This window comes from Microbacterium abyssi (genome assembly GCF_015277895.1).
Taxonomy (GTDB): Bacteria; Actinomycetota; Actinomycetes; order Actinomycetales; family Microbacteriaceae; genus Microbacterium; species Microbacterium abyssi.
Genome location: NZ_CP063815.1, coordinates 2,434,100 through 2,458,088, shown reverse-complemented (window position 1 = coordinate 2,458,088; position 23,989 = coordinate 2,434,100). Strand labels below are relative to the sequence as shown.

Sequence of the window (23,989 nt, the reverse complement as noted above, 5' to 3'; positions counted from 1 at the left end):
GATGCCAGCGGAAGATGCGTCCTCGGAGTTGCGGGCGCTGCGCGCCAAGGCCTATGGGCGGGACGGAGGCCTGTCGGCGGAGGAGCTCGCGCGGCTGCATGAGCTGGAGGGGCCGGGCACGGCCGATGAGCCCGCTGAGGAGGAGAGGCCTCGTCTCCCTTCGGTCGCTCAGCCCCTTTCGTCTGCGGCTGCTCCGCAGCCTCCGCTCAACGACCCGCAGGAAGCTGGCCCCGCACCCTCCGCCAGCACCCATGATCCGACCGCGGAGCTCTTGTCGCGGGTCGCCCCGCGAGCCGAAGGCGAGACGAAACGGGTTGAGCGAGCGGAGCGAGTCGAAACCGCGAGTTCTCCCGAGCAACCCCGCCGCCGCTGGCCCGTCATCCTCGGGACGGCAGCCGCGCTGCTCGCGATCGGCCTCGGCGTCGGCTGGGGCATCTGGGGCTGGGACAGTCATCAGTTCGCGCTCGACGCCGCACATGGCGAGGAGCGCGCCGAGCTGGAGGCATCCGGCGCCTACGATCCCGGTACGGTGGTCCCCATCGCCGAGCAGCACGGCGTCGTCGTCTGGCGGGCGGATCGCTCGGAGGGCGAGGAGCTGTGCGTCATCGTCACCGGCGCGGAGCACAGCCAGGACGGTTGCATCGCCTACGAGCAGGTCGAGAAGTCGAACTGGCCGAACGCCTCGGCGACGGTTCCGGAGGGTCAGGAGGAGGCCGGACATCAGCTCGTGGCGGGACTCATCCCGACGCCGTCCGGTGAGCTCGTGCCGTTCATCCAGGTATGGGGCGGCCAGGAGCAGTTCGACTGGGAATCGCAGTACAGCGAGAGCGAACTCGCACAGGCGAGAGAGATCGAAGCCGCCGGTTACCTGCCGGAGAGCCTCAGCATCATCGGCTACGACGGCGACACCGCGATCTGGAGCACCTGGGAGAGCGGGCAGTTCTGTGTCCTCGCCCCCGCCGATGACGGCCTTGCCGAGATGTGCGCGGACGACCCGACGCAGGACATCACTCTCGTGCTGCGCGTCGACGGCGTTCCCACGGACTACATCGTCCGGCAGGCCGAGATGCGTGGCCCGCAGCTCACGATCGTGCGTCATCCCGTGGTCAGTGAGTTCAGCGTCGACGACCCGATGTTCGACGATCTCGTGATCGACGACAAGACCGGCGACGTCGTCCAGTAGCCTCAGACCCGGTCGGCGAGGATCGCCATCCGGCGATCGCCGACGCGTGTGAGGATCAGGGTCGCGCTCGCCGCGCCGCGCAGGTGCAGCTTCCTCCGGAATGCGGCGGGATCGACGTCCATCCCGCGTTTCTTGATCTCCAGCGTGCCGACGTCGTGCGCCCGCAGCACGGTGTTGATCGATTTCGGATTCGCGGCGGTCACCGCGCGCACGCGGAAGGACTGCACGAACGGACTCGTCACCGCGGCATCCCCGGTGAGGTAGGCGATCTTCGGGTCGAGCATCCCGGCATCCAGGCTCCGCGCGACATCCCCGATCAGGCGGGCGCGGATCACCGCGCCGTCCGGCTCGTGCAGGAACGCTCCGAGCTCGCGCACGTCGGCGTCCTCGGCATCCGCCCCTGCCGTCATCTCGTGCGACTCGTCGCCGCGGATGACGAGCGCCGACCGGCGCACGCCCTCGCGTGCGAGGGCACCGGACCACAGCACCAGCTCCACCACGCTGCCGTCGGCGCTCACCCACTGCGCTTCGGCATCAGCCGGGAGCGCGTCGCGGTCGTGCGCGGGGCCGAGCTTGATGCCGACCGGCATCCGCTCCGCGAGCGCGTACGCCCAGTCGAGCGACGGCGAATAGTCGGATGCCGTCACCCGCCGCGTCTCGCTGTGCCCGGCCGTCCGGCGGGCGGGGTCGAGCCACACGGCGTCGATGCCGCTGAGGTCGGCGGTCTCGGCGGTGCCGTGCTGGACTGTGGCGTCATCGCCGAACGGGGCGAGGTTGTAGGCGGCGATCGCGGCGGTGACCTCATCCGCGTCCACTGCCGACACGGCGAGCCCGGCACCGGCGAACGCGAGCGCGTCGCCGCCGATACCGCACCCCAGGTCGGCGACGCGCTCGATGCCCGCGCGACGCATGCGTCCGGCGTGCCGTGCCGCGACCCCCAGGCGCGTCGCCTGCTCGAGACCGGCCCTTGTGAATAGCATCCGCTCCGCGAAGCCGCCGAACTTCGCGGCAGCCTTCGCGCGCAGATGCGCCTGGCCGACGACGGCCGACACGAGGTCGGGGGAGTGGCCCGCGGCGCGCAACCGCGAGACGGCCTGCGTGACCTCGTCGGCCCTTGAGATCGTGCCGACCTCGTCGAGCAGCCGGAGGCCGTCGGGGGTGAGCAACGCGGTCAGCTCGGACATCTCCACCGATTCAGACTACGCGGATGCCACGCATTGGCACTCGCATTGCATGAGTGCCAGCCGAGCGCCTACACTTGTGATTAGCACTCTCGGGTTGAGAGTGCGAACGAGTCTTTCGTGTCAGCGTCAAGAAAGAAGAGGTAGACCGTGTCGGTTTCCATCAAGCCGCTCGAGGACCGCATCGTCATCCAGCAGGTCGAGGCCGAGCAGACCACCGCAAGTGGCCTGGTCATCCCCGACACCGCCAAGGAGAAGCCCCAGGAGGGCGAGGTCGTGGCTGTCGGCCCTGGCCGCATCGATGACAACGGCAACCGCGTTCCGCTCGACGTCGCCGTCGGCGACCGCGTTCTCTACAGCAAGTACGGCGGCACCGAGGTGAAGTTCGGCGCCGACGAGTACCTGGTGCTCTCGGCTCGCGACGTCCTCGCCGTCGTCGTTCGCTGACGCGAGACGCGCAGCGACCAGCACTGAAGGTCCGGATGCTTCGGCATCCGGACCTTCGTGGTTTCCCGGGGCTCCCCCTACTGGCCCCCACGACGCCCCCGATGATCCCCCGACCATTCCCCGACAAGCCCCGGGATGCTCCCCGATGCTGCCCGGGCACGCCGGTTCCAGACTCTTACCAAGCGCCACTCGGCACTCACACGGATAAAGGGGTCTCATCATGGCTGTGCAGGACAACGTCAACTTGCTCGGCGCTCAGTGGAATCTGGGTGTGGAGGATGTCGGCAACGGCAACACGGACAACTCGGACAACTCGGCGGACGACAACTCGACCGACGACAACTCCTGGACGGACAGTTCCGACAACTCGGACAACTCGGACAACTCCGACAACTCGGACAACTCCGACAACTCGGACAACTCGGACAACAGCGACAACTCCGACAACTCGGACAACTCGGACAACAGCGACAACTCGGACAACTCCGACAACTCGACCGACGACAACTCCGACAACTCGGACAACTCGACGGACGACAACTCGGACAACAGCGACAACTCCGACAACTCGGACAACTCCGACAACAGCGACAACTCCGACAACTCGGACAACTCGGACAACTCCGACAACTCGGACAACTCGGACAACTCGATCAGCGACTCGTTCCAGGTCAACGACTCGTTCCAGGACAACTCCGACAACTCGGACAACTCCGACAACTCGATCAACGACTCGTTCCAGAACAACTCCGTTCACGACTCGGGCAACACGACGCTCAACGATCACTCGATCAGCGTCGGCACACGTCAGTTCAACGCCGGGTTCAACGACCTGAACCTCAGCGGAGCCGGCATGGCCGGAGCCGGTGGCGGCAGCCTCACGATCGACGCTCGCGCGACGCTGAACGACCAGTCGGTGAACCAGAACATCTCCACCGCAGCCAGCGGTGCCGGTGCGGCAGGCTCTGCGGGCCTTGCCGGTCTGGAGTACGGAGGCGTCCCGGCAGGTGGCGGCAACACCGGTGGCGACGTCAATCAGTTCATCGCCAACAGCAGCATCACGGCATCCGGTGACGGCTCCGTCGCGGCAGGTGGCGACGGCGCGCTGACGAACATCAGCACCAACATCACGGTGGGCGATGTCGCGATCGGCAACGAGACCTACACCGACTCGTTCAACGAGGACTTCTCGGACAACTGGTCGATCAACGACTCGTTCCAGGACAACTCGACGACCGACAACTCGGACAACTCGACGACCGACAACTCCGACAACTCGGACAACTCCGACAACTCGATGACCGACTTCTCGGACAACTGGTCGGTGAACGACTCGTTCCAGGACAACTCGATGACGGACAACTCCGACACGTGGTCCGTGAACGACTCGTTCCAGGACAGCTCGATGACCGACGAGTCGCTGAACGTCGACGTCGCGGTCGACGACATCAACGTCGGCAGCCCCACGGGAGATATGAACGACGTCGCCTTCTGAGGCATCAGCCTGGTCTGCCCGGCTGCCTCTGGAAGGCGGCCGGGCAGAGCAGTACACTGCAGACAATCCGATCCGAAGGTCGTGAGACATGTCCGACGACGCGCAGGGCGAATCGGCACAGCAGCCGATGGGTTTCGACGCTTTCGAGGAGACCCTCTGGCCGGATGCCGCAGCCGATGCCGACCCGACGGGGGCGAACATCTTCACTGCGGAGATCGAGAACGTGAATTCCGCCGATTGGGAAGTGGATCCGGAACTCATCTGGGGAGATGATCCGGCCGCTGCTTCCGACATCGACGGAGGGGCACTGGGGCCAGACCTACTCGTCTGATCCCGAAACTGGGGAGCAGGGGTGGTGCACCACCCCAACAGCTCGAAGAACATCTGGGGGGAACACGTGCCGGAGATGCGAACCGCTGGGGATACGGTCGCAGAAACCGTCCGCGAGGTGGGCAGTCTCGCGGCATCCGCCGGAAGGGCGGATCTAGCCGAACGTCTGGATCAGACGCGTAGGCGGCTGCTCGATCCGGGAATCCGCGTCATCGTCGTCGGAGAGTTCAAACAGGGCAAGAGCAAGCTCATCAACGCCCTCGTGAACGCGCCGGCATGTCCGGTCGACGATGACATCGCCACCAGTGTCCCGACGATGGTCGGCTACGCGCCGGAACCCTCGGCGTGGATCCTCGAGAGGTCGAAGGGCGTCGGAACCGATCCCCGGAATCCCGGGATCGACCGCCGTGAGATCCCTCTCGAGGATCTCGCCGACTTCGTCTCGGAGCGCGGAAATCCGGGCAACGAGCGCGGCATCCTGTCGGCCGAGGTCCTGCTGCCGAGAGAGATCCTCAAAGGCGGGCTGCAGCTCGTGGACTCGCCGGGCGTCGGCGGGTTCGAGTCGACGAACGCGCTCACGACGCTGGCGGCGCTGTCCTCCGCACACGCCGTGCTGATGGTCTCGGATGCCTCGCAGGAGTACACCGAGCCGGAGGTGCAGTTCCTGCGCCACGCCATGCGCATCTCGCCGAATGTCGCCGCGGTACTCGCCAAGACCGACCTCTACCCGGAATGGCGCGAAGTCGAGGAGATCGACCGGCGGCACCTGCTGGATGCCGGTGACGTGCCGATCTTCGCGGTCTCGAGCGATCTCCGGCTTCTCGCCGCGGAACTGCAGGATCGGACGCTGAACGACGACTCCGGGTTCCCTGCCCTCGTCGCGCATCTGCGACGCGAGGTGCTCGGACGGGCCGAGGTGATCCACGAGCGCGGCGCCGTGCACGATCTGCTCTCGGTGATCGATCAGCTGACGATGTCGATGCGCACCGAGCTGAACGCGCTGCAGAATCCCGAGGACACCCCGCGCATGATCGCCGAGCTCGAGGCGGCCAAGGCGAGCGCCGATGAGTTCCGCGGGCGCTCCGCGCGCTGGCAGGTGACGCTCACCGACGGCATCGCCGATCTCGTCGCCGACATGGAGCACGATGTGCGCGATCGCCTGCGACGCGTGATGCGAGAGGCGGAGAAATCCATCGATGAGGGCGACCCCGGACCGATCTGGGATCAGATCACGGAGTGGCTCGATCAGCGGGTCGCCGCGGCGGTGGCCGAGACCTTCGTGTGGACCGACGAGCGTTCGACCTGGCTGTCGGAGGAGGTCGCCGACCTGTTCAGCAAGGGGGAGACGGCTCTTCCCGCGATCGACGTACACGACACGCAGGGGGTCCTGGACCCGGTCGAGGAGATCGCAGGGCTCGACTCCGGCCAGCTCAGTGCCGGCGAGAAGATCTACATCGGCGTTCGCGGCTCCTACGGCGGGGTGCTCATGGTGGGGCTCGTGACAGGGCTCATCGGCATGACCCTGATCAACCCGCTGTCGCTGCTCGCGGGAGTGCTCGTGGGCAGGCGTGCCTACCGCGAGGACATGCACTCGCGGCTCGCCAGGCGCCAGCAGGAGGCGAAGCTGATCGTGCGCCGGCACATCGATGAGGTCACGTTCCAGGTCGGCAAGCAGCTGAAGGATCGCCTGCGGCTGGTGCAGCGGACCGCACGGGACCACTTCGGCTCGATGGCAGAGGAACTGCATCGCTCGCTGTCCGAGGCGCTCACCACCGCGAAGCAGGCGGCGACCACCTACACCGCGAAGCGCGACGCCAGGGTGAATGCGCTGCAGAAGCGCATCGCTCAGCTCGAGGAGCTCAGAAGCCGCATCCCGGCGTTGGAGGAACCCGTGCCCGCCCAGGCCGTGGAGCGCGCGTCCAGCCCCGTCGGCGCGCTGACACCGGGTCCGTCGGGACGGACGGTCTCATGACGGCATCCATCGTCGGCATCACCGACGAGCTGCTCGCCACGGCCAAGGACGTCTACGCGGACGACGAGACGGTGCGCGAGATCATCGACCAGCTCGAGGAACGTCTGCACGAACCGCTGCGCCTCGCGCTGGCGGGCATGGTGAAGGCGGGCAAGTCGACGCTGCTGAACGCCATGCTCGGTGAGCGCATCGCGCCCACCGACACCGGTGAATGCACGCGGGTGGTGACCTGGTACCGGTACTCACCGACCCCGACCATCACCCTGCACCCCCGCGTGGGCGAACCGCGCAGGATGCCGATCCGGCGGGAGCGGGGACTGCTCGTGCTCGATCTCGGCGGTCTCTCCGCGGAGGAGGTGGAATGGCTCGACGTCGGCTGGCCGCTGCAGGCGCTGAAATCGGTGATCCTGATCGACACGCCGGGCATCGCCTCGCTCTCCGCCGACACCTCGACGCGTGCACTCCGGTTCCTCACCCCGGACGACGCGCCGTCCGCCGCAGACGCGGTCGTGTACCTGCTGCGTCACCTGCACGGCTCGGACGTGAAGTTCCTCGAGGCTTTCCGTGACAACGCAGCTGGGGCCGCGCAGACGGTCTGCGCGGTCAGCGTGCTCTCCCGCGCCGACGAGGTCGGGTCGGGACGCATCGACTCGCTGCTCTCGGCACGACGCGTGGCGCACCGCTACCAGCGCGATCCGGAGCTCGCCTCGCTCACCCTCGGCGTGATCCCGGTCACCGGGCTCCTGGCCGAGGGCGCGCGGACGCTGCGCGAGAGCGAGTACATCGCGTTCCGTGAGCTGGCCGGCCTCGATCGCGATGAACGCGAGCGGCTGCTCGTCTCGGCCGATCGGTTCGTGCGCGAGACGGATGCCACGGGCCTCAGCGTCGTCGTACGCCGTGACCTGCTCGCCCGGTTCGGCATCTTCGGGGTGCGCATGGCGACCGCGATCATCCGCGGAGGCGCAGCGAGTTCCTCGGAGCTCTCCGAGGAGCTCGTGCAGCAGAGCGGTCTGCTGGAGATCCAGGACTTCATCGCACGGCAGTTCCAGCCCAGGGCGGCGACGCTGAAGGCGCGCGGGATCGTGCTCCAGCTCGAGCGTCTCACGCGGGAGTTCCCTCGGCAGGGCACGGACGCCATCCGCGCGGGCGTCGAGCGCTTCACGCTGGCGGCGCACACGCTGCGCGAACTCTCACTGCTCGCGGATGCCAGGTCGAAGGGGCTGCCGCTGACCGATGAGGATGCCGTCGAGGCCGAGCGCGTCGTCGGTGCCGAGGGCACCGACGCGCACACCCGGCTCGGCCTGTCGCCCCAGGCGGACGACGTCATCGTCCACGCGACGGCACGCGAGGGGATCGCGCGCTGGCGCCGGCTGAGCGAATCACCGCTCGCCGGTCGTGCTGCAGTCGACGCCTGCCGTGTCGTGATCCGAACCCTCGAGCAGATCGCGTCGGAGGCCGCAGCGGCCGTGTCAGATGTCGGCGCGGGGCGGACCGGCGGCGCTGCGCCGGACATCGACTCGGCGGGCCGACCAGCTCATCGCACGGGGCAGGATGCTGCACAGCAGAGCGAGCACGACGAGCGCGGCCTCCGCCGCGATCATCGTCTGAAATTGCGAGCCCTGGGTGCCCAGAGCCACCCACTCGGGTGACAGCACCACGAGCAGCGCCAGCAGTGCCAGCGTGCCGAACTGCCACCAGCGCACATTCGGACGGCGGCTCGTGAACGACACCATCAGCGTGATCTGCAGCAGCAGCACGGTGACGAGCGTGCCGAAGACGATCCAGAAGAGGATGTCGGCGGCGCTCGTATAGGTCGCGTCGCTGCGGCCGTCCGTCACGGCGCGGGCCACTTCCTCGATGAGGGGCAGCAGCTCCTCGCGGATGATGAACAGGAAGACCACGGCGAACGCCCCGACGGCGAAGCTGATGATCCAGAAGAACTGGCTCAGACGCACTTCGAACGGCGGTGTCGCCTTCACCAGGACCGGTGCGCCGTTGTCGCTGGACGTCGACGGCCGGCTCGGTGCTTCCCGAGCCGGCTCGGGATCCTGTCGGGCCACGGCGCTGATGTCACTCCTCCTCGACCGGCTCTTCGGCGAGCGCCTCGTCGGCGACGGCGGCGCTCGCCGCGTCGGCGTCGTACGAGTCGTCCGCCGCGGCCATGTCGGTGTCGAGGACGTCGGCGGGCTCCGGAACGTCGACCGGAGCAGCGGGCTCCGTCGTCGTGACCGGTGCAGCCGGGACCGGCGTCGCCGCCTCCGCCGGATCGGCCGGTGCGGCGGGGGAGGGAGTCGTGACATCGACGTCGGTGCCGTTGAAGCTGCCGTCGTAGGTGTCGTTGCCGACCGACACATCGCCGACCGTCACGTCGGTGTCGCCGTTCTCGATCGTGCCGTCGTCGCCGGCGGCCACCGAGCCGTCACCGGATGCGATGATCGCCTCCTGATCGAACAGCTGGGTGACATCGCCGCCGGCCGTCCAGATGTTCTGGTTCACCGACTGGTCGACCATCGTCGAGCGCGCGTCGATCGTCGTGAACTGCTGCACCATCCGCATGATCTCGTTCGTCACCTCGGTCGGGGTGCTCGGCGGAGGCGGCGGATCCACCTGCGTGCGCGTGACGACGTCCGGCCTGTCGACGATGACGGGGCGGACGGCGGCGACATCGGCCATGCACGCGCTGCGCAGGTTGTTGTCTTCGAGGGCCGTATCCGGATCGGCGGCGAACCCTGCGGCGGCATCCGGATCACGGAGCAGGCTCAAGATGAAGGCGATCAGCGCATCTGCGATCGTCTCGACCGGTGACGTCATGGAGATGTCCCCCTCTTGGATATCGTTCGAAGCTCAGTTGCGTCTTCGTCGTGCACCCGCTCCTGCGGGGGCCCGCAGATCCCCAGATCCTGCCTCGGATCGTATGCGGCTCGTACCCGACCGGGCATCGGGGATCACCCCGATACCCGCAGCTGCGGGGAGGGGGATTCGTCTGCCGGGGCCGATCGGACGGGGTGGATGGACGTGACGGTGTGGTCGTCGCCGATGAGCTGCCGCAGCTTCGCGAGCACCTCGGAACGGGACGTCGCACCCAGGCGGTTGCGGATATGCGCGATGTGGTGCTCGGCGGTACGGGGCGAGATGAAGATCGTCTCGCCGATCTCGGCGTACGTCTTCCCCTGCAGCACCAGGCGGGCGACCTCGATCTCACGGTCGCTCAGCAGCTCCTCCGGTGCGGTGCGCGTCCGTGCCGGGTCTGCGGCGTCTCCGGCATCCGCGGTCTTGCGCGTGCTGTCGGTCGGGTGCAGCTCGCGCGCGCAGGCGAGCAGCCGGGCGGCGACCTTGCGGTCGTCGGTGCGACCGGCCCCATGACCGGCCAGGCGTGCGCCGTCCCACTTCAGGCCGACCGATGCGAGTCCCTCCGCCGCGGCCTCGACCGCTGCGGGGTCGACGGCGCCGCCGAGAACGGAGGTCCATACCCGGCCGCCCTTCGCCATGACGGCGGCGACATGGCTCTCGGCAGATGCCGCGACGAGCGCCTTGGCATGCGGGGTCAGGTGCGCGGGATTGCCGAGCAGGATGCCCTGCTGGATGCCGGCCCAGCGCAGGTGCGCGATCCACAGCGGCGGATCACCGAGCTGAGCGGTGATCTCGATCGCACGCGCGAAGTGCGCCTTGATCCGCCCGGCGTCGCCGGCGCGGGTCGCGGCGCTGATGAGTTCGGACAGCGGATGCAGCAGGTACAGGTCGATCTCCGCGCGCAGGACGACGCCGCGTGCCTGACGCCACGCCTCGTCCGCTCCCGAGGCGTCCTCGTACCGCCGTGCGATCGCGACGCGCACCGCCTTCGCAAGCAGGGCGTCGCGCGCGGGCATGTCGGGCGCCAGTCCGTGGGCGCGCGCCAGATCCGCGCGCGCCTCGGCGGGACGGGCGCACTGCACGGCGACCCAGGCGCGCCAGAGCAGCAGCCGCGGGGCCGCCCACGGTCCGCCATGCTCACCGTGTATCGCGTCGTCGATGACGGTGCGCGCCGTGGCCGTGGCACCGAGGTTCAGCGCGATGACGGCGGCGATGACGGCGGGCAGCTCCGGAACGGCGCTGGAAGCGCGCGAGCTCGTGTACATCTCGGCGGCGCGGACGAGATCGGCCAGCACCACCTCCGGGCTCCCTCCCGCGAGCGAGGCGTCGAGACCGCGGCGCAGCAGATCCATCGACACGCTCAGGGTCGACGGCGCCGCTCCGCCGGCGCGCCGTTCGGTCACGGCCGTGGATCCGACGCCGAACGCGGCGATCGATGCGAGAGCGGCGGACTCGTCGCCGACAGGCGGACGGGCGCGGTACACGGCGCCTGCCTGCGCCATCATTCCCCGAGCGGCCCAGACGCCGGCGGACACATCCGTGAGCAGGTCGCCGTCCGCTGTCGGTGTCCCGGAGGCAGGGTCATCGGCGATCGCGATCGCGGTGTCCAGATCCCCACGCGCCCACGCCGCCCGCGCGCGCCGTGCGGCGAGCACGGATGCGTCGGCACCGCACAGGAGCGCCTCCCGGTAGGCCTCCTCTGCCCGCGCGGGGTCGGCATCCAGCATCCGATCGCCCTGCTTCACGAGAGCGTCGGCGACGGCATCCGTCCCGATCTCCTCCGCCAGCGCACGGAAGTCGCGATCATCCGCGTCGCCGGCGCTCTGCGCGGCGGCGAGCGTACCGGTCAGCTCGGCGAGGCGGCGGATCGGGAGCGATGCGCTGACGGCCGACAACACGAGCGGAACGGGGCGACCGCTGCGCAGCAGGAGCCCCTCGGCGTACCCGCACAGCACCGCGTCGTCGGCCGCCTCATCCGACGTCGTACGCCGTGCCGACTTCACGCACATCGCCTCGACGGCATCGTGATGATCCGGGCTCACGGTGTCGAGACGGTGCAGCACCGTCTCCTGGAGGGCGCGGTGGAGTTCGTCGTGGGCGTCGTCATCGGCGCAGTCGAGCTCGTCGTGCCGCGCGAGAGCCTCGGCGACGAGCCAGGTGACGCCTCCGGTGACGTCGAGGATGTGCTGCACGCAGGAGTCCCGCATCACGACGCCGTGCGCGTCGAGGTGGGGAAGCACGTCGGACCGGCCGACGTGACCGAGGACGATCGCGGGGAACGCGTGCTCCAGCATCCGGGCGATTGCGCGCAGCGCCTCCGGCGACGGCCACGGACGGGCGGCGACGATGAGCGCCGCGGACGGATCCGCCGCGCGCGCCATCACCTGCGCGAGCTGCTCCTCATCCAGCAGGTGCGCATCGTCGATGATGAGCACCGTGTCCGCGGGAGGCAGGTCGATCGAGGCGGCAACGGGGGAGTGCATGAGCACCACCTCCGCATGCTGGTCGAGGAGCACGCTCTGCAGGTGCCGCAGTGACGCCGACTTCCCCGAGCCCGCGTTTCCGATGAGCATCGCCCGGGGAGGGGACCCGGGCGATGCGCCGATGGTCTCGATGGCGGCTCGCAACTGCCGGTCCCAGAGGAAGGCGGGACCGGTCCTCTTCGTGTGATCCGGCCGCATCGAAACAACAGTCATGGCGATCAGCTCGTCTTCTCTCTAGATCGGTTCTGCTGAAGGGGGGAGAGGCACGGGCTCCTCGGGAGGAGGCGACGGGGCCGGGTCGGCGGGCGGGGGGACTGTCGGAGTGGGGTCGGCGGGCACCGGATCCGCCGGTGGATCGGCGGGTGGCGTGGTCGGTGTCGGGTCAGCGGGTGGCGTGGTCGGTGTCGGGTCGGCGGGTGGCGTGGTCGGTGTCGGATCTGCGGGTGGCGTGGTCGGAGCCGGATCCGCAGGCCCGGGATCGGGCACCGGCTGCGACGAGGGTTCCGGCGACGGCTGCGGGCGGGGTGTCGGCGTGGATCTCGGCGGTTTCGGGGCGGAGATCGGCGTCGCCGCGTTCTCCACCACGGGGCCACGCTGCGTTCGGCTCTTGGGAGCGGTCGTCCGCGGCACCTTCGACGCGGAGAGCGTGTCGCGGACGGCGCTGCGCGGACCAGGAGCGAGGGCGTCCTTCACGACGATGGGCGCCGGCGCGGGCACGGGAGCCTGCGGGGCGGCCCGTTCAGGGGGAGTGAGCGTCCCGGTCTCGGAGAACAGTGCAGCGAAGGGATCCTCCGCGGTCACGTCGGTCACGTCGGTCACGGCTTCCGGCGCCGCGTTCGCGACGGCCGGCGCGTCGGCGGCGACATCCCGGAGGATGGCCGCACCCGCAGTCGTGGTCGCGACGCCGACGGCGGCCAGCACGGCGGCGATGGTCACGATAGCCGGAGACGCCGAGCGCACCGAGGCCCTGGCGAACACCGGGATCAGGCGCCGCTTGCGGGTGTGACGCGGCGATCCATCGGTCTGCGTCGATGCGGCGGCCGTCACGATCTCGGCATCCGAGGCGGGCAGGAGGGCGAGCGCTGCGGACTCCTGATGCTCGAGCAGGGCGGCTCGGGCCGCACCCAGCGCCGCCGCGGCATCCGGTGCGGTGACGATGGGGCGATCGAAGCGTTCGGAGAGCCGCTGCGCGACCAGAGGGATGTGCGAGGACCCGCCGAGGAGGAGCACGTGGTCCAGCTGGTCCTGGCTCAGCTTCGCGCCGTCGAGCGCGCGCTCGACGGCATCCAGGGTGCGTTCCAGAGCGGGATCGATCATCGCCTCGAGCTCCGAGCGCGTGATGCGCACGCTGGCGCTGCGCCCCGGCAGGGTCACGGGGATCGTGGCATCCGCATCGAACGAGAGAGATTCCTTCGCCGCGACGCATGCGCGGCGCAAGCGGGCGAATGCGACGCGATCGCCGGCATCCGGCACCGCGGGTGCCGCGTCGGCGCCGGATGTCCTGAGCGCGTGCTCCATCAGCAGGTCGTCGAACAGCGCCCCCGCACCATCGACGATCGCGATCGGCTCGCCGAGGATGCGGAACTGCGCGTCGGCCTCCTTGCGCAGGACGGTCGCTTCGAAGGACTCGCCGCCCAGGTCGTAGACCGCCACGACGGCGTTCGCCGGCAGTGGCGGTGCCCCGGCATCGCGGAGCATCGAGTCGTGTTGGCGGACGGCGGCCTCAGCCGCGGTCATGAACCGGACGTCCTCGAACCCGGCACCGCTCAGTGCAGCGCGGAGCGCGTCGATCCGATGCGAGGTCCACGCGGCCGGATGCGCGATCGCGATCGCCGGGCGCTGCTCGTGGGGCTGTGCGGCGAGCGCGGCGGCCCACGAGGCGAGCTGTGCGGTCAGCTCCGCGGCGGGTATGGCGCTCCTGCCGGCCACCAGGGGGATCTCGTCCCCGATCTCGGCGGTGAACGCACGCAAGAGGTTCTCCGGCTGGATGAATCCGCGCTGCTCCGCCACGTCGCCGAACAGGATCTCTCCGTCATCTGCGACGAACGCGAGCACGGCGGTGCTGCCGCCCCTGTGCCCCAGCACGTAGGAGTCGGTTTCGACATCTTCGCTCTGCGCGAGACCCGCAGACGCCGCGATGATGCGACTGATCCCCAAGTCCAGCGCGAGCACGACTTCGTACTCGCCCATTCCCTTTCCGCCTACCGTCCCCAGAACTGGTGTCGGACACGGCTCACTATAGGTCGTTTGCCCGCCGGGCGGAAGAGGGTCTGACGCCGGGACTAGTGTGATTCCGTGACCCTCCCAGCTTCCGTGCGCGCCGAGCAGGGATTCGGAGTCGCGTACGCCGGGGGCGCGTACCTGCTGTGGGGCGTTCTGCCGCTGTACTTCCTGCTGCTCGTGCCCACTGGCCCCTGGGAGATCGTCGCCGCGCGAGTGCTGTTCTCGTTCGTGTTCTGCGTGCTGCTGCTGACCGTGACACGGGGATGGCGTCGGATCATGGCCATCATCCGACAGCCCCGGCTGCTCGGCTGGACCGCGCTCGCCGGTGCCCTGATCTACGTGAACTGGCAGGTCTTCCTGATCGGCACCCTCACAGGCCATGTGGTCGAGACAGCGCTCGGCTACTTCATCAACCCGATCACCACGGTGCTGCTCGGGGTGTTCGTGATGCACGAGCGGATCCGCCGGCTGCAGTGGGTGGCGATCGGCATCGCGGCTCTCGCCGTCGTCGCGATCATCGTCGCGTACGCCTCGTTCCCGTGGATCGCGCTCTCGCTGACGGCGTCCTTCGGCGTCTACGGCCTGATCAAGAAGAAGATCGGCCCCGCGGTCGACGCCGTGAGCGGTCTCACGCTCGAATCCTTCTGGCTGATCCCGGTCGCCGTCGTCCAGCTCATCCTGGTCGCGCAGACGACCGGCATCACGTTCGGAACGGTGGGCGTCTGGCACACGGCGCTGCTGCTGTTCGCCGGTGTCGCGACGGCCGTGCCGCTGCTGCTGTTCGCCGCCGGCGCCCGCCGGATCAACCTGACGGTGATCGGCATGATCCAGTTCACGACCCCGATCATGCAGTTCCTCACGGGAGTGCTCATCCTGCATGAGCCGATGCCCGCCGAGCGCTGGATCGGGTTCATCCTGGTGTGGATCGCCGTCGGCGTCTTCATCGTCGATCTGCTGCTGGCGACACGGTCTGCAAGATCGTTAGCGCACCGATACCCACCGGCATCGCCCGCGCCATAAAGTGGGGATCACCCGAGCATGCCCGCCATGCTTGTTGTCGCAAAGGAGCACTATGAACCGCACGCAGACGCGCACGAAGTGGCTTGCCGGCATCGCCCTGGCAAGCGCATCGGCGCTTGTGATCACGGGCTGCAGCAACACCGCGCCCGAACCCGAGTCCGGCGAAGGAACGAACACCGAACGCCCCGCTGACGTCGACCTGACGCTGCAGCTCGGATCCCTTCTTCCATCGACAGGATCGCTGTCCTTCCTCGGCGCGCCGATGGAGGCCGGCGTCCAGCTCGCCGTCTCGCAGATCAATGAGGCAGACGCCGGCATCCAGGTCGAACTCACCTCCGAAGACGAGGGCGATCTCGACAACAAGGCCTACGAGACCTCGATCACGAACCTGCAGAGCGCCGGCGTCACGGCCATGGTGGGCGCGGCCTCGTCGAGCGTCACCAAGCTGATCCTCGACGGCAACGCCGGTTCCGGCATCCTGACCGTCTCGCCGTCGAACACGTCGGCGGACTTCACCGGCATCAACCCGCTGTACTTCCGCACGGCGCCGAGTGACAACCTGCAGGGTGAGGTGCTGGGCAACCAGGTCGCCGAGGACGGTCACAAGACCCTCGGCATCATCTACCAGAACGACCCGTACGGCACCGGCCTGTTCGAAGCCATCAAGGCGACGTTCGAGAGCACCGGCGGCGAGGTCGTCGCCGACGCGTCGTACAACCAGGGTGACGGGCAGTTCAACGCGCAGGTGCAGACCATCGCGGCCGCGAACCCGGATGCCGTCGCCATCGTGTCGTACGACCAGTTCGCCACCATCGCACCGCTGCTCGGCAACGCCGGAGTGGACACCGGTGCGCTGTACCTGGTCGACGGCAACCTGAAGGACTGGCCCGACCTCGGAGTGAGCCTCGAGGGCTCGAAGGGCACGCGCGCAGGTGCGGAGCTGCCCGACGACTTCATCGACCAGCTCAACGAGGTCTGGACCGCCGAGGGCAACGAGCCGATCGACGCCCTGACGTACTCGGCCGAGGCCTACGACGCCACGATCCTCATCGCCCTGGCGGCGCTGCAGGCCGTGTCGGTCGAGGGTGAGGACATCGCCGGCGCCATGCAGCAGGTGTCCGGCGGATCCGGCGAAGGCGAGAAGTGCACCAGCTTCGCCGAGTGCGCCGAGATCATCAACGGCGGAGGCACGATCGACTACGACGGGTACTCCGGCGAGGTCACGTTCAACGATGACAACGACCCCGAAGGCGCCGCGATCGGCGTCTACGAGTTCGACGCCGACAACGTCCACTCGCGCATCAAGTAACCGCACAGACGAGGCGCCCCGGATTCAGCATCCGGGGCGCTTTCGTGTGCACCCGGCGAAGCATGTCGGGGTTGCGGTGGGTGTGGATGCCGGTAACCCGCCGTTTCCCGGACATGCCGGGGAGCGCGTCCGGGTTGTTGCGGGTACGGATGCCGGCAACCCGCCGTTTCCCGGACATGCCGGCGTCCCGGCCGGCCTTAGCGGGCCGAGCAGGCGTGCGCGATCATGCGGTCGAACTGCGCATCGCGATCGGTATCGACGACCTGGGTCTCGGGGTGGGCGTCGTGGTAGGCGAGGATCCGCCTGGCGCCCTCGTCGAAGGTGATCGTCGTGGCGAACTCGGGCACGAGCGCCTGCACCTTCGCGGTGTCGAACAGGCTGGAGTGCGCCTTGTCGCCGACCAGCGTCGGCCCGAGGTCCGGCGCGATCGAGGCGATCGTGTCGGAGGCCACGTGCACCAGCTCCGGCTCATCGACGCCGGCCGCCTCGGCCAGCCACGTGTAGATCCGGTTCCAGGTCGGTGCGTGCGATCCGGTGATCGTGAAGTCCTCGCCGATCGCACCAGGATGCCCGATCAGGCCGGTGAACGCGACCGCGAAGTCGTCGGCGTGGGTGATGGTCCACAGGCTCGTGCCGTCGCCGTGCACGACGACGGGGCGCCCGTCACGCATGCGCGCGATGTCGTTCCAGCGTCCGAGCGTCGGGAGCATCTGCTCGTCGTAGGTATGCGAGGGACGCACGATCGTGACCGGCACGCCCCGATCGCCGGATGCCGCGAGCAGCAGCTCCTCGCACGCGATCTTGTCGCGCGAATACTGCCAGAACGGGTTCTCCAGCGGCGTGCGCTCCGTGATCGGCAGCCGCGCCGGCGGCTTCTGATACGCCGACGCCGAGCTGATGAAGACGTACTGCCCTGTGCGCCCCTCGAACACCTCAAGGCCCGTCGCTACGTCGGCGGGGGAGAACGAGAGGAAGTCGGCCACGGCGTCGAACTCGCGACCGCCGAGCGCATGCTTCAGTTCTGCGGCATCGCGCACGTCCGCGGACACGATCGAGACGGCATCGGGCAGATCGCGCCGCGCGTTGCCCCGATTGACCACCGTCACGTCGTGCCCGCGCTCGACCGAGCGGCGCACGCAGGCTGCGCTGATCGTGCCGGTTCCGCCCAGATACAGGATGCTCGTCATGAGCACGAGCCTACGGGGTGCCCTTCGACCCTTCGACGGGCTCAGGGAGCGAAGGGCGCACCTTACGCCGCGTCGGTGCCGAGCGTGCCCAGGTACAGTCCGATCACCTTCGGATCGTTCAGCAACTCCCGACCACTGCCCTCGTAGGCGTCTCGGCCCTGATCGAGCACGTAGCCGCGGTCGCAGATCTGCAGGCAGCGACGAGCGTTCTGCTCGACCATGATCGTCGTGACACCGGCCTTGTTGATGTCCGAGACGCGGATGAACGCGTCATCCTGCCGCACCGGCGACAGACCCGCCGAAGGCTCGTCGAGAAGCAGGACGGACGGATCCATCATCAGCGCCCGCGACATCGCGACCATCTGCCGCTCTCCGCCCGAGAGGGACCCGGCACGCTGCTTCAGCCGCTTGCCGAGCTCGGCGAAGATCCCGCTGACGAACTCGAGGCGCTCGGCGTAGATCTTCGGGTTCTGGTAGAGGCCCATCTGCAGGTTCTCCTCGATGGTGAGCGAGGGGAACACGTTGTTCGTCTGCGGTACGAACGCCACACCGCGCCGGACGAGCTTGTCGGCCTTCAGCCCGACGATGCTCTCGCCTTTCACGGTGATGTCGCCGTCGCGCACCTGCACCATGCCGAAGATCGCCTTGAGCAGCGTCGACTTGCCTGCGCCGTTCGGGCCGATGATGCCGATCAGCTCGCCGCAGCGCGCGACCAGGTTCGCGCCGTTGAGGATGTTCACGCCTGGCAGGTACCCGGCATGCACGTCCTTCATCTCGACGATGACGTCGGCGCTGGGAGCAGCACTGGCGGCTGCGGTGTCGTCGGTCATGCCTTCTCCTCGTCGGTGCTCGGGTCGGTGCTCTCGAGTTCGGCCTCGGCTTCCGCCTCGATCTGCTCACGCAGCTCTGCCGCGTCGGCATCCGCGATGACCGGCAGGCGGCCGGTGACGGCGCCGAGGTCGACGTCCTGATGCGCGCCCAGGTACGCGTCCACCACGGCGGGATCCTCCATCACGGTGTCCGGCGGTCCCTCCGCGACGACGCGGCCCTCAGCCATCACCACGACCCAGTCGGCGATGTGCCGCACCATGTGCATGTCGTGCTCGACGAACAGCACCGTCATGCCGAGTTCCTTCAGATCGAGGATGTGCTCGAGCAGCGACTGCGTGAGCGCCGGGTTGACGCCGGCCATCGGCTCATCGAGCATCACCAGGGTCGGGTCGCTCATGAGTGCCCGTGCCATCTCGAGGAGCTTGCGCTGCCCGCCCGAGAGCGAGGCGGCGAAGTCCTTCTCCTTGGCATCCAGCTTGAACCGGGCCAGCAGATCTCTCGCGCGCGCCTCGATCTCGGCATCCTGCGCACGCCACAGGAACGGGAACAGGCTCGCCCAGAATCCCTCGCCGCGCTGGTGCGTGGCGCCGAGCTTCATGTTCTCGAGCACGGTCAGCAGCGACAGCGACTTGGTGAGCTGGAACGTGCGGACCTGTCCCATGCGCGCGACCTTGAACGACGGGATGCCGGAGAGGTTCTTCCCGTCGAACGACCACGTGCCCGTGTTCGGCTTGTCGAAGCCGCACAGCAGGTTGAACAGGGTCGTCTTGCCGGCGCCGTTCGGTCCGATCAGCGCCGTGATCGCGCCGCGCGGGATCTCGAGGTGGTCGACGTCCACGGCCGTGAGGCCGCCGAAGCGGCGGGTGACGGCATCCACCACGAGGATCGGGTCGACCTTGGCGACTCCGGGGGCGGCTGGTCCGTTCGCGAGGCCGGTCGTCTTGGGGCGGCGGATGCTGCCGGTCTGCGGGGCGGAGGTGCTTCCCGCCGTGCTGTCACTTGACAAAGGTCATCTCCCTCTTGTTCCCGAGGATGCCCTGGGGGCGGAAGATCACGATCAGCATGAGCACGATGCCGATCACGATGTAGCGGACGACGTCGGCCTGGTTGGTGGTCATCGGCAGCCAGCCGATGCGCGCCATCTCGGGCAGCAGACCGCCCAGGAACGCGAACACGACCCAGAAGAGGACGGCGCCGAGCGTGGGTCCGAAGACCGTCGCAGCCCCGCCCAGGAGCAGGATCGTCCAGAGGAAGAACGTCAGCGACGTCGAATAGCTGCCGGGGATCACGGCCGAGGGAAGCACGAACACGATGCCGCCGAGTGCGCCGATGATCCCGCCGACGACGAGCGCCTGCATCTTGTATGCGAAGACGTTCTTGCCGAGCGAGCGCACGGCGTCCTCATCCTCGCGGATGCCCTTGATCACGCGGCCCCACGGGCTGCGCATGAGCGCCCAGACGACCAGCAGCGACAGGGCGAGCACGATCAGGCCGAACACGCGCACCCAGAGGTCGTTGGCGTTGTACGTCCACGGGCCGAAGCCGTAGGTGCCCTCGGGGAACGGGTTCATCTCGCGGAAGCTCTGGTGATAGCCGGAGAGGCCTCCGGCGGAGTTGGTCCACTCCCGGAACAGCTCGGTGAGGAACAGCAGGCGCACGACCTCGGCCGTGGCGATGGTCGCGATGGCCAGATAGTCGGCGCGCAGCCGCAGGGTCGGGATGCCGAGCAGCAGCGCGAACACGGCGCCGGCGAGCACGCCCACCGCGACGCCGCCCCACCAGGGGAGACCGAAGCTGAGGATCGAGATCGCGTAGCCGTAGCCGCCGACGGCCATGAACGCCGCCATGCCGAAGTTGAGGAGCCCGGCGTAGCCGAAGTGCACGGCGAGGCCGGTCGCGGCGAGGGCGTACGCGATGGTCGTCGGGCTGAGCAGGTACGAGGCGGTGTTGCCGAAGATGTTTCCGAAGTCCATGGTCAGCCCAGCCTTTCTCTGCGCCCGAGCAGACCCTGGGGCCGCACGAGGAGGATCACGATCAGTGCCACGAGCGCGGTGGCGTACTTCAGATCCGACGGGACTCCCAGCAGCGTGGACACCTCGACAGCGAGGCCGACGATGATCGAGCCGATCAGCGCGCCGATCGCGGATCCGAGGCCGCCGAGCGTGATCGCGCAGAAGATCAGCAGCAGCATCTGCATGCCCATGTCCCACTTCACGCCGGGGCGGAAGTACGCCCACAGGATGCCGGACACCGCCGCCAGCGCACCGGAGAGGATCCAGACGATACGCACGACTCTGTCGACGTCGATGCCGGATGCCGCGGCCAGCTGCGGATTGTCGGAGATGGCCCTGGTGGCCTTGCCGACGCGGGTGCGGGTGAGGAAGTACGCGACCCCCAGGATGACCACGATGCTCGTGCCCATGCCGATCATGTCGATGTACGACAGCGAGATCGGTCCGAGCTTGATCGGCGCGGGGCTCGCGCCCTGCAGCTGGTAGGTGCTGCCGCCGATCATGTACTGCAGGACGTACCGCAGTGCCAGCGAGAGCCCGATGCTGACGATCATCAGCTGCACGATGCCGAGGCCTCGATGTCGCAGGGGTCGCCACAGCCCGGCATCCAGAGCGAATCCGAGCAGGCCGCCGGCGACGACGGCGGCGATGATGCCGAGCCACATCGGAAGGTGCCAGAACGTCGTGCACAGCAGCGCGATCACGGCGCCCCAGGTCACCATCTCACCGTGGGCGAAGTTCGACAGGCGCGTCGTGCCGTAGATGAGGGCGGCACCCATGGCTGCGAGCCCGAGCAGCAGACCGAAGTTCAAGCCGCCGACGATCCGGGAGAGCAGCTGGTCGATGAACGACGTCGTCTCGCGCACGCCCTCGCCCAGGAACAGGTTCACGATCTTCGTGTTCGTGAGCGCGAACTCCACCTCCTGCGATGCGGAATCGCCCTCGACGATCACGCCCTCCGGGAGCGTGCTCTCGTCGACGGTGAGCGTGTACGCCTCCTTCTCCGGGACGTACAGGCGCCACTTGCCCTCTGCATCCGTCGCGGTCTCGGCGCCGAAGCCGTTGCCCTCGATCGTGACGGTCACATCGGCTACCGGTTCGTCATCGAAGGTGATGACTCCGGCGAAGTAGTAGTCCGTGATCTCCTGGCCGTCGTCCGTCTCGTCTGCGAGCGCGGATGCTGCCGGCTGAAGGGCCAGGAACGCGAGTGCCATCAGGATGCCGAGCGCGGTGACCACCCATGGTCGGGCTCGACGGACAGCAGTAGACGTGGGTCCCACGCAACCTCCACATTGAGTTCGCCTGGACTTCGGGTCGGCCCAGGCGTGGGATTGAGCGTACTGTGACGGACGGCCATTCACTAGTCGCGCCGCCGAACCGAGGAATTTTCGTTATGCCTGCGCCGTTTAGAATTGGTGAACGCGCTCAGCTCTCGCCTGCAGGAGGATCATCCATGGACCAGCACGATCCCTTCGGCTTCGTCGGACTCACGTACGACGACGTCCTTCTTCTCCCCGGGCACACCGACGTGATCCCCAGTGAGGCCGACACGTCTTCGCGCATCACGCGCCGCATCTCGGTCGCCACCCCGCTGCTGTCGAGTGCCATGGACACCGTCACCGAGTCGCGCATGGCCATCGCCATGGCGCGTGAGGGCGGCATCGGCATCCTGCACCGCAATCTCTCGATCGCCGACCAGGCCGCGCACGTCGACCGCGTCAAGCGCAGCGAGTCGGGCATGATCACCGACCCGATCACGACCACGCCGGACGCGACCGTCGAAGAGGTCGATTCCCTGTGCGCGAGGTACCGCATCTCGGGTCTTCCCGTCGTGGACGAGGACGGACGCCTGGCCGGGATCATCACCAATCGCGACATGCGCTTCGTCTCGGAGTTCGAGCGCCGTACGACTTTCGTCAAGGACGTCATGACCTCCTCCGACCTCGTGACCGCTCCGGTCGGCGTGGCCGCCGGCGAGGTCATCGCGCTGTTCGCACGGCACCGCGTCGAGAAGCTGCCGCTGATCGATGAGGACGGCAAGCTCGCAGGCCTCATCACCATCAAGGACTTCGACAAGAGCGAGAAGTACCCGCTGGCCACCAAGGATGAGCACGGCCGCCTGCGCGTCGGCGCGGCCATCGGCTTCTTCGGCGATGCGTGGGAGCGTGCAGAGGCTCTGCGCGACGCAGGCGTCGACGTGCTGGTCGTCGACACCGCCAACGGCCAGTCGCAGGGCGTCATCGATCTCGTGCAGCGTCTGAAGGCCGACGAGTCGTTCGCGCACATCGACGTCATCGGCGGCAACGTCGCGACCCGTGAGGGCGCGCAGGCGCTCGTCGACGCGGGCGTGGATGCCGTCAAGGTCGGCGTCGGCCCCGGCTCGATCTGCACCACCCGCGTCGTCGCCGGTGTCGGCGTGCCCCAGGTCACCGCCGTGTACGAGGCGTCGCTCGCGGCCCGTCCCGCCGGCATCCCGGTGATCGCCGACGGCGGTCTGCAGTACTCCGGCGACATCGCAAAGGCGCTCGTCGCCGGCGCGGATGCCGTCATGCTGGGCTCGCTCCTGGCCGGAACCGACGAGTCGCCCGGCGAGATCGTCTTCCAGTCCGGCAAGCAGTTCAAGCAGTACCGCGGCATGGGCTCGCTCGGTGCGATGCAGACCCGTGGCAAGCAGACCTCGTACTCGAAGGACCGCTACTTCCAGGCCGACGTCCCCAGCGACGACAAGCTCATCCCCGAGGGCATTGAGGGGCAGGTGCCGTACCGCGGCCCGGTGTCCGCGGTCGCCTACCAGCTCGTCGGCGGGCTGCGTCAGTCGATGTTCTACGTCGGCGCTCGCACCATCGAGGAGCTCAAGACCCGCGGCAAGTTCGTGCGCATCACCTCGGCCGGGCTCAAGGAGTCGCACCCGCACGACGTCCAGATCGTGGTCGAGGCCCCCAACTACAAGAAATAGGTTCGCCGCCCGAAGCACGTTTGGCTGGCGATCGGCACACCTGGCCGGCGAACCGGCCGGTTCCCACAAGCATCCGTGCGATTCGCCAGCCATCCGTACCTCGGCGCGGCCTTGGCAGGACCGCCGCGAGCACGACTGAACCAGCGGCGGGGTTCCGGACGCCGCGTGCCCGGCGTAGCGTGCCGGTATGTGCCGCAACATCGTTCCGCTGAACAACCTGAAGCCCGCCGCGACCGACCAGGAGTGCCAGGACGCGGCCCTGCAGTTCGTACGGAAGATCTCCGGATCCAACGCCCCGTCGCGGGCGAATCAGGCGGTCTTCGACCGAGCGGTCGCCGAGATCGCGGGGGCGACTCGTCGCCTTCTCGACGACCTCGTCACCTCCGCGCCGCCGAAGGACCGCGACCAGGAGGCCGCCAAGCGCCGTGCCCGATCCGCCGAGCGCTACGAGGCGATCCGCGTCTATCAGGAGGAGAAGCGCGCCGCCCGCGCCGCGAGCTGAGCAACTCC

At 68.4% G+C, this 23,989-nt stretch carries 19 protein-coding genes; 10 read left to right on the top strand and 9 right to left on the bottom strand.

What is annotated here, in order from left to right:
- The first annotated feature begins 1 nt into the window (after position 1).
- Positions 2-1,183, top strand: coding sequence for a hypothetical protein (locus tag IM776_RS11855; protein WP_194420296.1), 1,182 nt, complete (start codon positions 2-4; stop codon positions 1,181-1,183).
- A 2-nt stretch (positions 1,184-1,185) separates the two neighbouring features.
- Here the strand turns inward: IM776_RS11855 and IM776_RS11850 are convergent, their stop codons facing one another.
- On the bottom strand, positions 1,186-2,373 hold the full coding sequence (locus IM776_RS11850) for a THUMP-like domain-containing protein (protein ID WP_194420295.1): 1,188 nt from the start codon (positions 2,371-2,373) through the stop codon (positions 1,186-1,188).
- A 141-nt stretch (positions 2,374-2,514) separates the two neighbouring features.
- On the opposite strand from IM776_RS11850, the gene groES reads away from it, so the two are divergent.
- From groES to IM776_RS11825, 5 genes are all read left to right on the top strand, one after another.
- On the top strand, positions 2,515-2,811 hold the full coding sequence (gene groES, locus IM776_RS11845) for a co-chaperone GroES (RefSeq protein WP_067242196.1): 297 nt from the start codon (positions 2,515-2,517) through the stop codon (positions 2,809-2,811).
- A 220-nt stretch (positions 2,812-3,031) separates the two neighbouring features.
- Positions 3,032-4,306, top strand: a complete 1,275-nt coding sequence (locus IM776_RS15885; protein ID WP_228479743.1) for a hypothetical protein — start codon at positions 3,032-3,034, stop codon at positions 4,304-4,306.
- An 88-nt stretch (positions 4,307-4,394) separates the two neighbouring features.
- A complete protein-coding gene (locus IM776_RS11835; protein WP_194420294.1) occupies positions 4,395-4,637 on the top strand; it encodes a hypothetical protein in 243 nt (80 codons plus the stop codon).
- A 75-nt stretch (positions 4,638-4,712) separates the two neighbouring features.
- Positions 4,713-6,608 (top strand): dynamin family protein, encoded by a 1,896-nt coding sequence (locus IM776_RS11830; RefSeq protein ID WP_194422634.1) that lies wholly within the window; start codon positions 4,713-4,715, stop codon positions 6,606-6,608.
- Complete coding sequence (locus tag IM776_RS11825) at positions 6,605-8,257, top strand: dynamin family protein (RefSeq protein ID WP_194420293.1); 1,653 nt, start codon at positions 6,605-6,607, stop codon at positions 8,255-8,257. Before IM776_RS11830 ends, IM776_RS11825 begins: the two co-directional genes overlap by 4 nt.
- A 421-nt stretch (positions 8,258-8,678) precedes the next feature.
- On the opposite strand, the gene IM776_RS11820 is transcribed toward IM776_RS11825, so the two are convergent.
- The 3 genes from IM776_RS11820 to IM776_RS11810 form a co-directional block, all read right to left on the bottom strand.
- On the bottom strand, positions 8,679-9,419 hold the full coding sequence (locus tag IM776_RS11820; protein ID WP_194420292.1) for an IniB N-terminal domain-containing protein: 741 nt from the start codon (positions 9,417-9,419) through the stop codon (positions 8,679-8,681).
- Between the two features lie 134 nt (positions 9,420-9,553).
- Complete coding sequence (locus IM776_RS11815; RefSeq protein ID WP_194420291.1) at positions 9,554-12,154, bottom strand: LuxR C-terminal-related transcriptional regulator; 2,601 nt, start codon at positions 12,152-12,154, stop codon at positions 9,554-9,556.
- A gap of 21 nt (positions 12,155-12,175) precedes the next feature.
- The gene (locus IM776_RS11810; RefSeq protein WP_194420290.1) at positions 12,176-14,131 is read right to left on the bottom strand and encodes an Hsp70 family protein; all 1,956 of its coding nucleotides are present in this window, start codon (positions 14,129-14,131) and stop codon (positions 12,176-12,178) included.
- Between the two features lie 105 nt (positions 14,132-14,236).
- Here IM776_RS11810 and rarD point away from each other — a divergent pair, with 105 nt between their 5' ends.
- Together rarD and IM776_RS11800 are read left to right on the top strand one after the other, a co-directional pair.
- On the top strand, positions 14,237-15,184 hold the full coding sequence (gene rarD / locus IM776_RS11805) for an EamA family transporter RarD (protein WP_194420289.1): 948 nt from the start codon (positions 14,237-14,239) through the stop codon (positions 15,182-15,184).
- Between the two features lie 52 nt (positions 15,185-15,236).
- Positions 15,237-16,493 (top strand): ABC transporter substrate-binding protein, encoded by a 1,257-nt coding sequence (locus tag IM776_RS11800; RefSeq protein WP_194420288.1) that lies wholly within the window; start codon positions 15,237-15,239, stop codon positions 16,491-16,493.
- Positions 16,494-16,690: 197 nt separating this feature from the next.
- On the opposite strand, the gene IM776_RS11795 is transcribed toward IM776_RS11800, so the two are convergent.
- The 5 genes from IM776_RS11795 to IM776_RS11775 form a co-directional block, all read right to left on the bottom strand.
- Positions 16,691-17,680 carry an NAD-dependent epimerase/dehydratase family protein gene (locus IM776_RS11795; protein ID WP_194420287.1) on the bottom strand — a complete coding sequence of 330 codons (990 nt, stop codon included), beginning with the start codon at positions 17,678-17,680 and terminating at the stop codon, positions 16,691-16,693.
- Between the two features lie 62 nt (positions 17,681-17,742).
- On the bottom strand, positions 17,743-18,453 hold the full coding sequence (locus IM776_RS11790) for an ABC transporter ATP-binding protein (RefSeq protein WP_422730950.1): 711 nt from the start codon (positions 18,451-18,453) through the stop codon (positions 17,743-17,745).
- A gap of 53 nt (positions 18,454-18,506) precedes the next feature.
- Complete coding sequence (locus IM776_RS11785; protein WP_194422633.1) at positions 18,507-19,466, bottom strand: ABC transporter ATP-binding protein; 960 nt, start codon at positions 19,464-19,466, stop codon at positions 18,507-18,509.
- A 40-nt stretch (positions 19,467-19,506) separates the two neighbouring features.
- Entirely contained in the window at positions 19,507-20,484 is a 978-nt protein-coding gene (locus IM776_RS11780) for a branched-chain amino acid ABC transporter permease (protein ID WP_194420285.1), read from the bottom strand.
- Positions 20,485-20,486: 2 nt separating this feature from the next.
- Positions 20,487-21,803 (bottom strand): branched-chain amino acid ABC transporter permease, encoded by a 1,317-nt coding sequence (locus tag IM776_RS11775; RefSeq protein ID WP_228479742.1) that lies wholly within the window; start codon positions 21,801-21,803, stop codon positions 20,487-20,489.
- 173 nt (positions 21,804-21,976) lie between these two features.
- On the opposite strand from IM776_RS11775, the gene guaB reads away from it, so the two are divergent.
- Together guaB and IM776_RS11765 are read left to right on the top strand one after the other, a co-directional pair.
- Positions 21,977-23,479, top strand: coding sequence for an IMP dehydrogenase (gene guaB / locus IM776_RS11770; RefSeq protein WP_194420284.1), 1,503 nt, complete (start codon positions 21,977-21,979; stop codon positions 23,477-23,479).
- A 187-nt stretch (positions 23,480-23,666) separates the two neighbouring features.
- Positions 23,667-23,981, top strand: a complete 315-nt coding sequence (locus IM776_RS11765) for a DUF2277 domain-containing protein (protein WP_194420283.1) — start codon at positions 23,667-23,669, stop codon at positions 23,979-23,981.
- Positions 23,982-23,989: the final 8 nt, after the last annotated feature.

Bases quoted from the DNA above. Each gene is read 5' to 3' on its own strand.
- IM776_RS11855 (WP_194420296.1), top strand. From the start codon at position 2: ATGCCAGCGGAAGATGCGTCCTCGGAGTTGCGGGCGCTGCGCGCCAAG.
- IM776_RS15885 (WP_228479743.1), top strand. From the start codon at position 3,032: ATGGCTGTGCAGGACAACGTCAACTTGCTCGGCGCTCAGTGGAATCTG.
- IM776_RS11835 (WP_194420294.1), top strand. From the start codon at position 4,395: ATGTCCGACGACGCGCAGGGCGAATCGGCACAGCAGCCGATGGGTTTC.
- IM776_RS11830 (WP_194422634.1), top strand. From the start codon at position 4,713: ATGCGAACCGCTGGGGATACGGTCGCAGAAACCGTCCGCGAGGTGGGC.
- IM776_RS11825 (WP_194420293.1), top strand. From the start codon at position 6,605: ATGACGGCATCCATCGTCGGCATCACCGACGAGCTGCTCGCCACGGCC.
- IM776_RS11820 (WP_194420292.1), bottom strand. From the start codon at position 9,419: ATGACGTCACCGGTCGAGACGATCGCAGATGCGCTGATCGCCTTCATC.
- IM776_RS11815 (WP_194420291.1), bottom strand. From the start codon at position 12,154: ATGACTGTTGTTTCGATGCGGCCGGATCACACGAAGAGGACCGGTCCC.
- IM776_RS11810 (WP_194420290.1), bottom strand. From the start codon at position 14,131: ATGGGCGAGTACGAAGTCGTGCTCGCGCTGGACTTGGGGATCAGTCGC.
- IM776_RS11800 (WP_194420288.1), top strand. From the start codon at position 15,237: ATGAACCGCACGCAGACGCGCACGAAGTGGCTTGCCGGCATCGCCCTG.
- IM776_RS11795 (WP_194420287.1), bottom strand. From the start codon at position 17,680: ATGACGAGCATCCTGTATCTGGGCGGAACCGGCACGATCAGCGCAGCC.
- IM776_RS11790 (WP_422730950.1), bottom strand. From the start codon at position 18,453: ATGAAGGACGTGCATGCCGGGTACCTGCCAGGCGTGAACATCCTCAAC.
- IM776_RS11780 (WP_194420285.1), bottom strand. From the start codon at position 20,484: ATGGACTTCGGAAACATCTTCGGCAACACCGCCTCGTACCTGCTCAGC.
- guaB (WP_194420284.1), top strand. From the start codon at position 21,977: ATGGACCAGCACGATCCCTTCGGCTTCGTCGGACTCACGTACGACGAC.
- IM776_RS11765 (WP_194420283.1), top strand. From the start codon at position 23,667: ATGTGCCGCAACATCGTTCCGCTGAACAACCTGAAGCCCGCCGCGACC.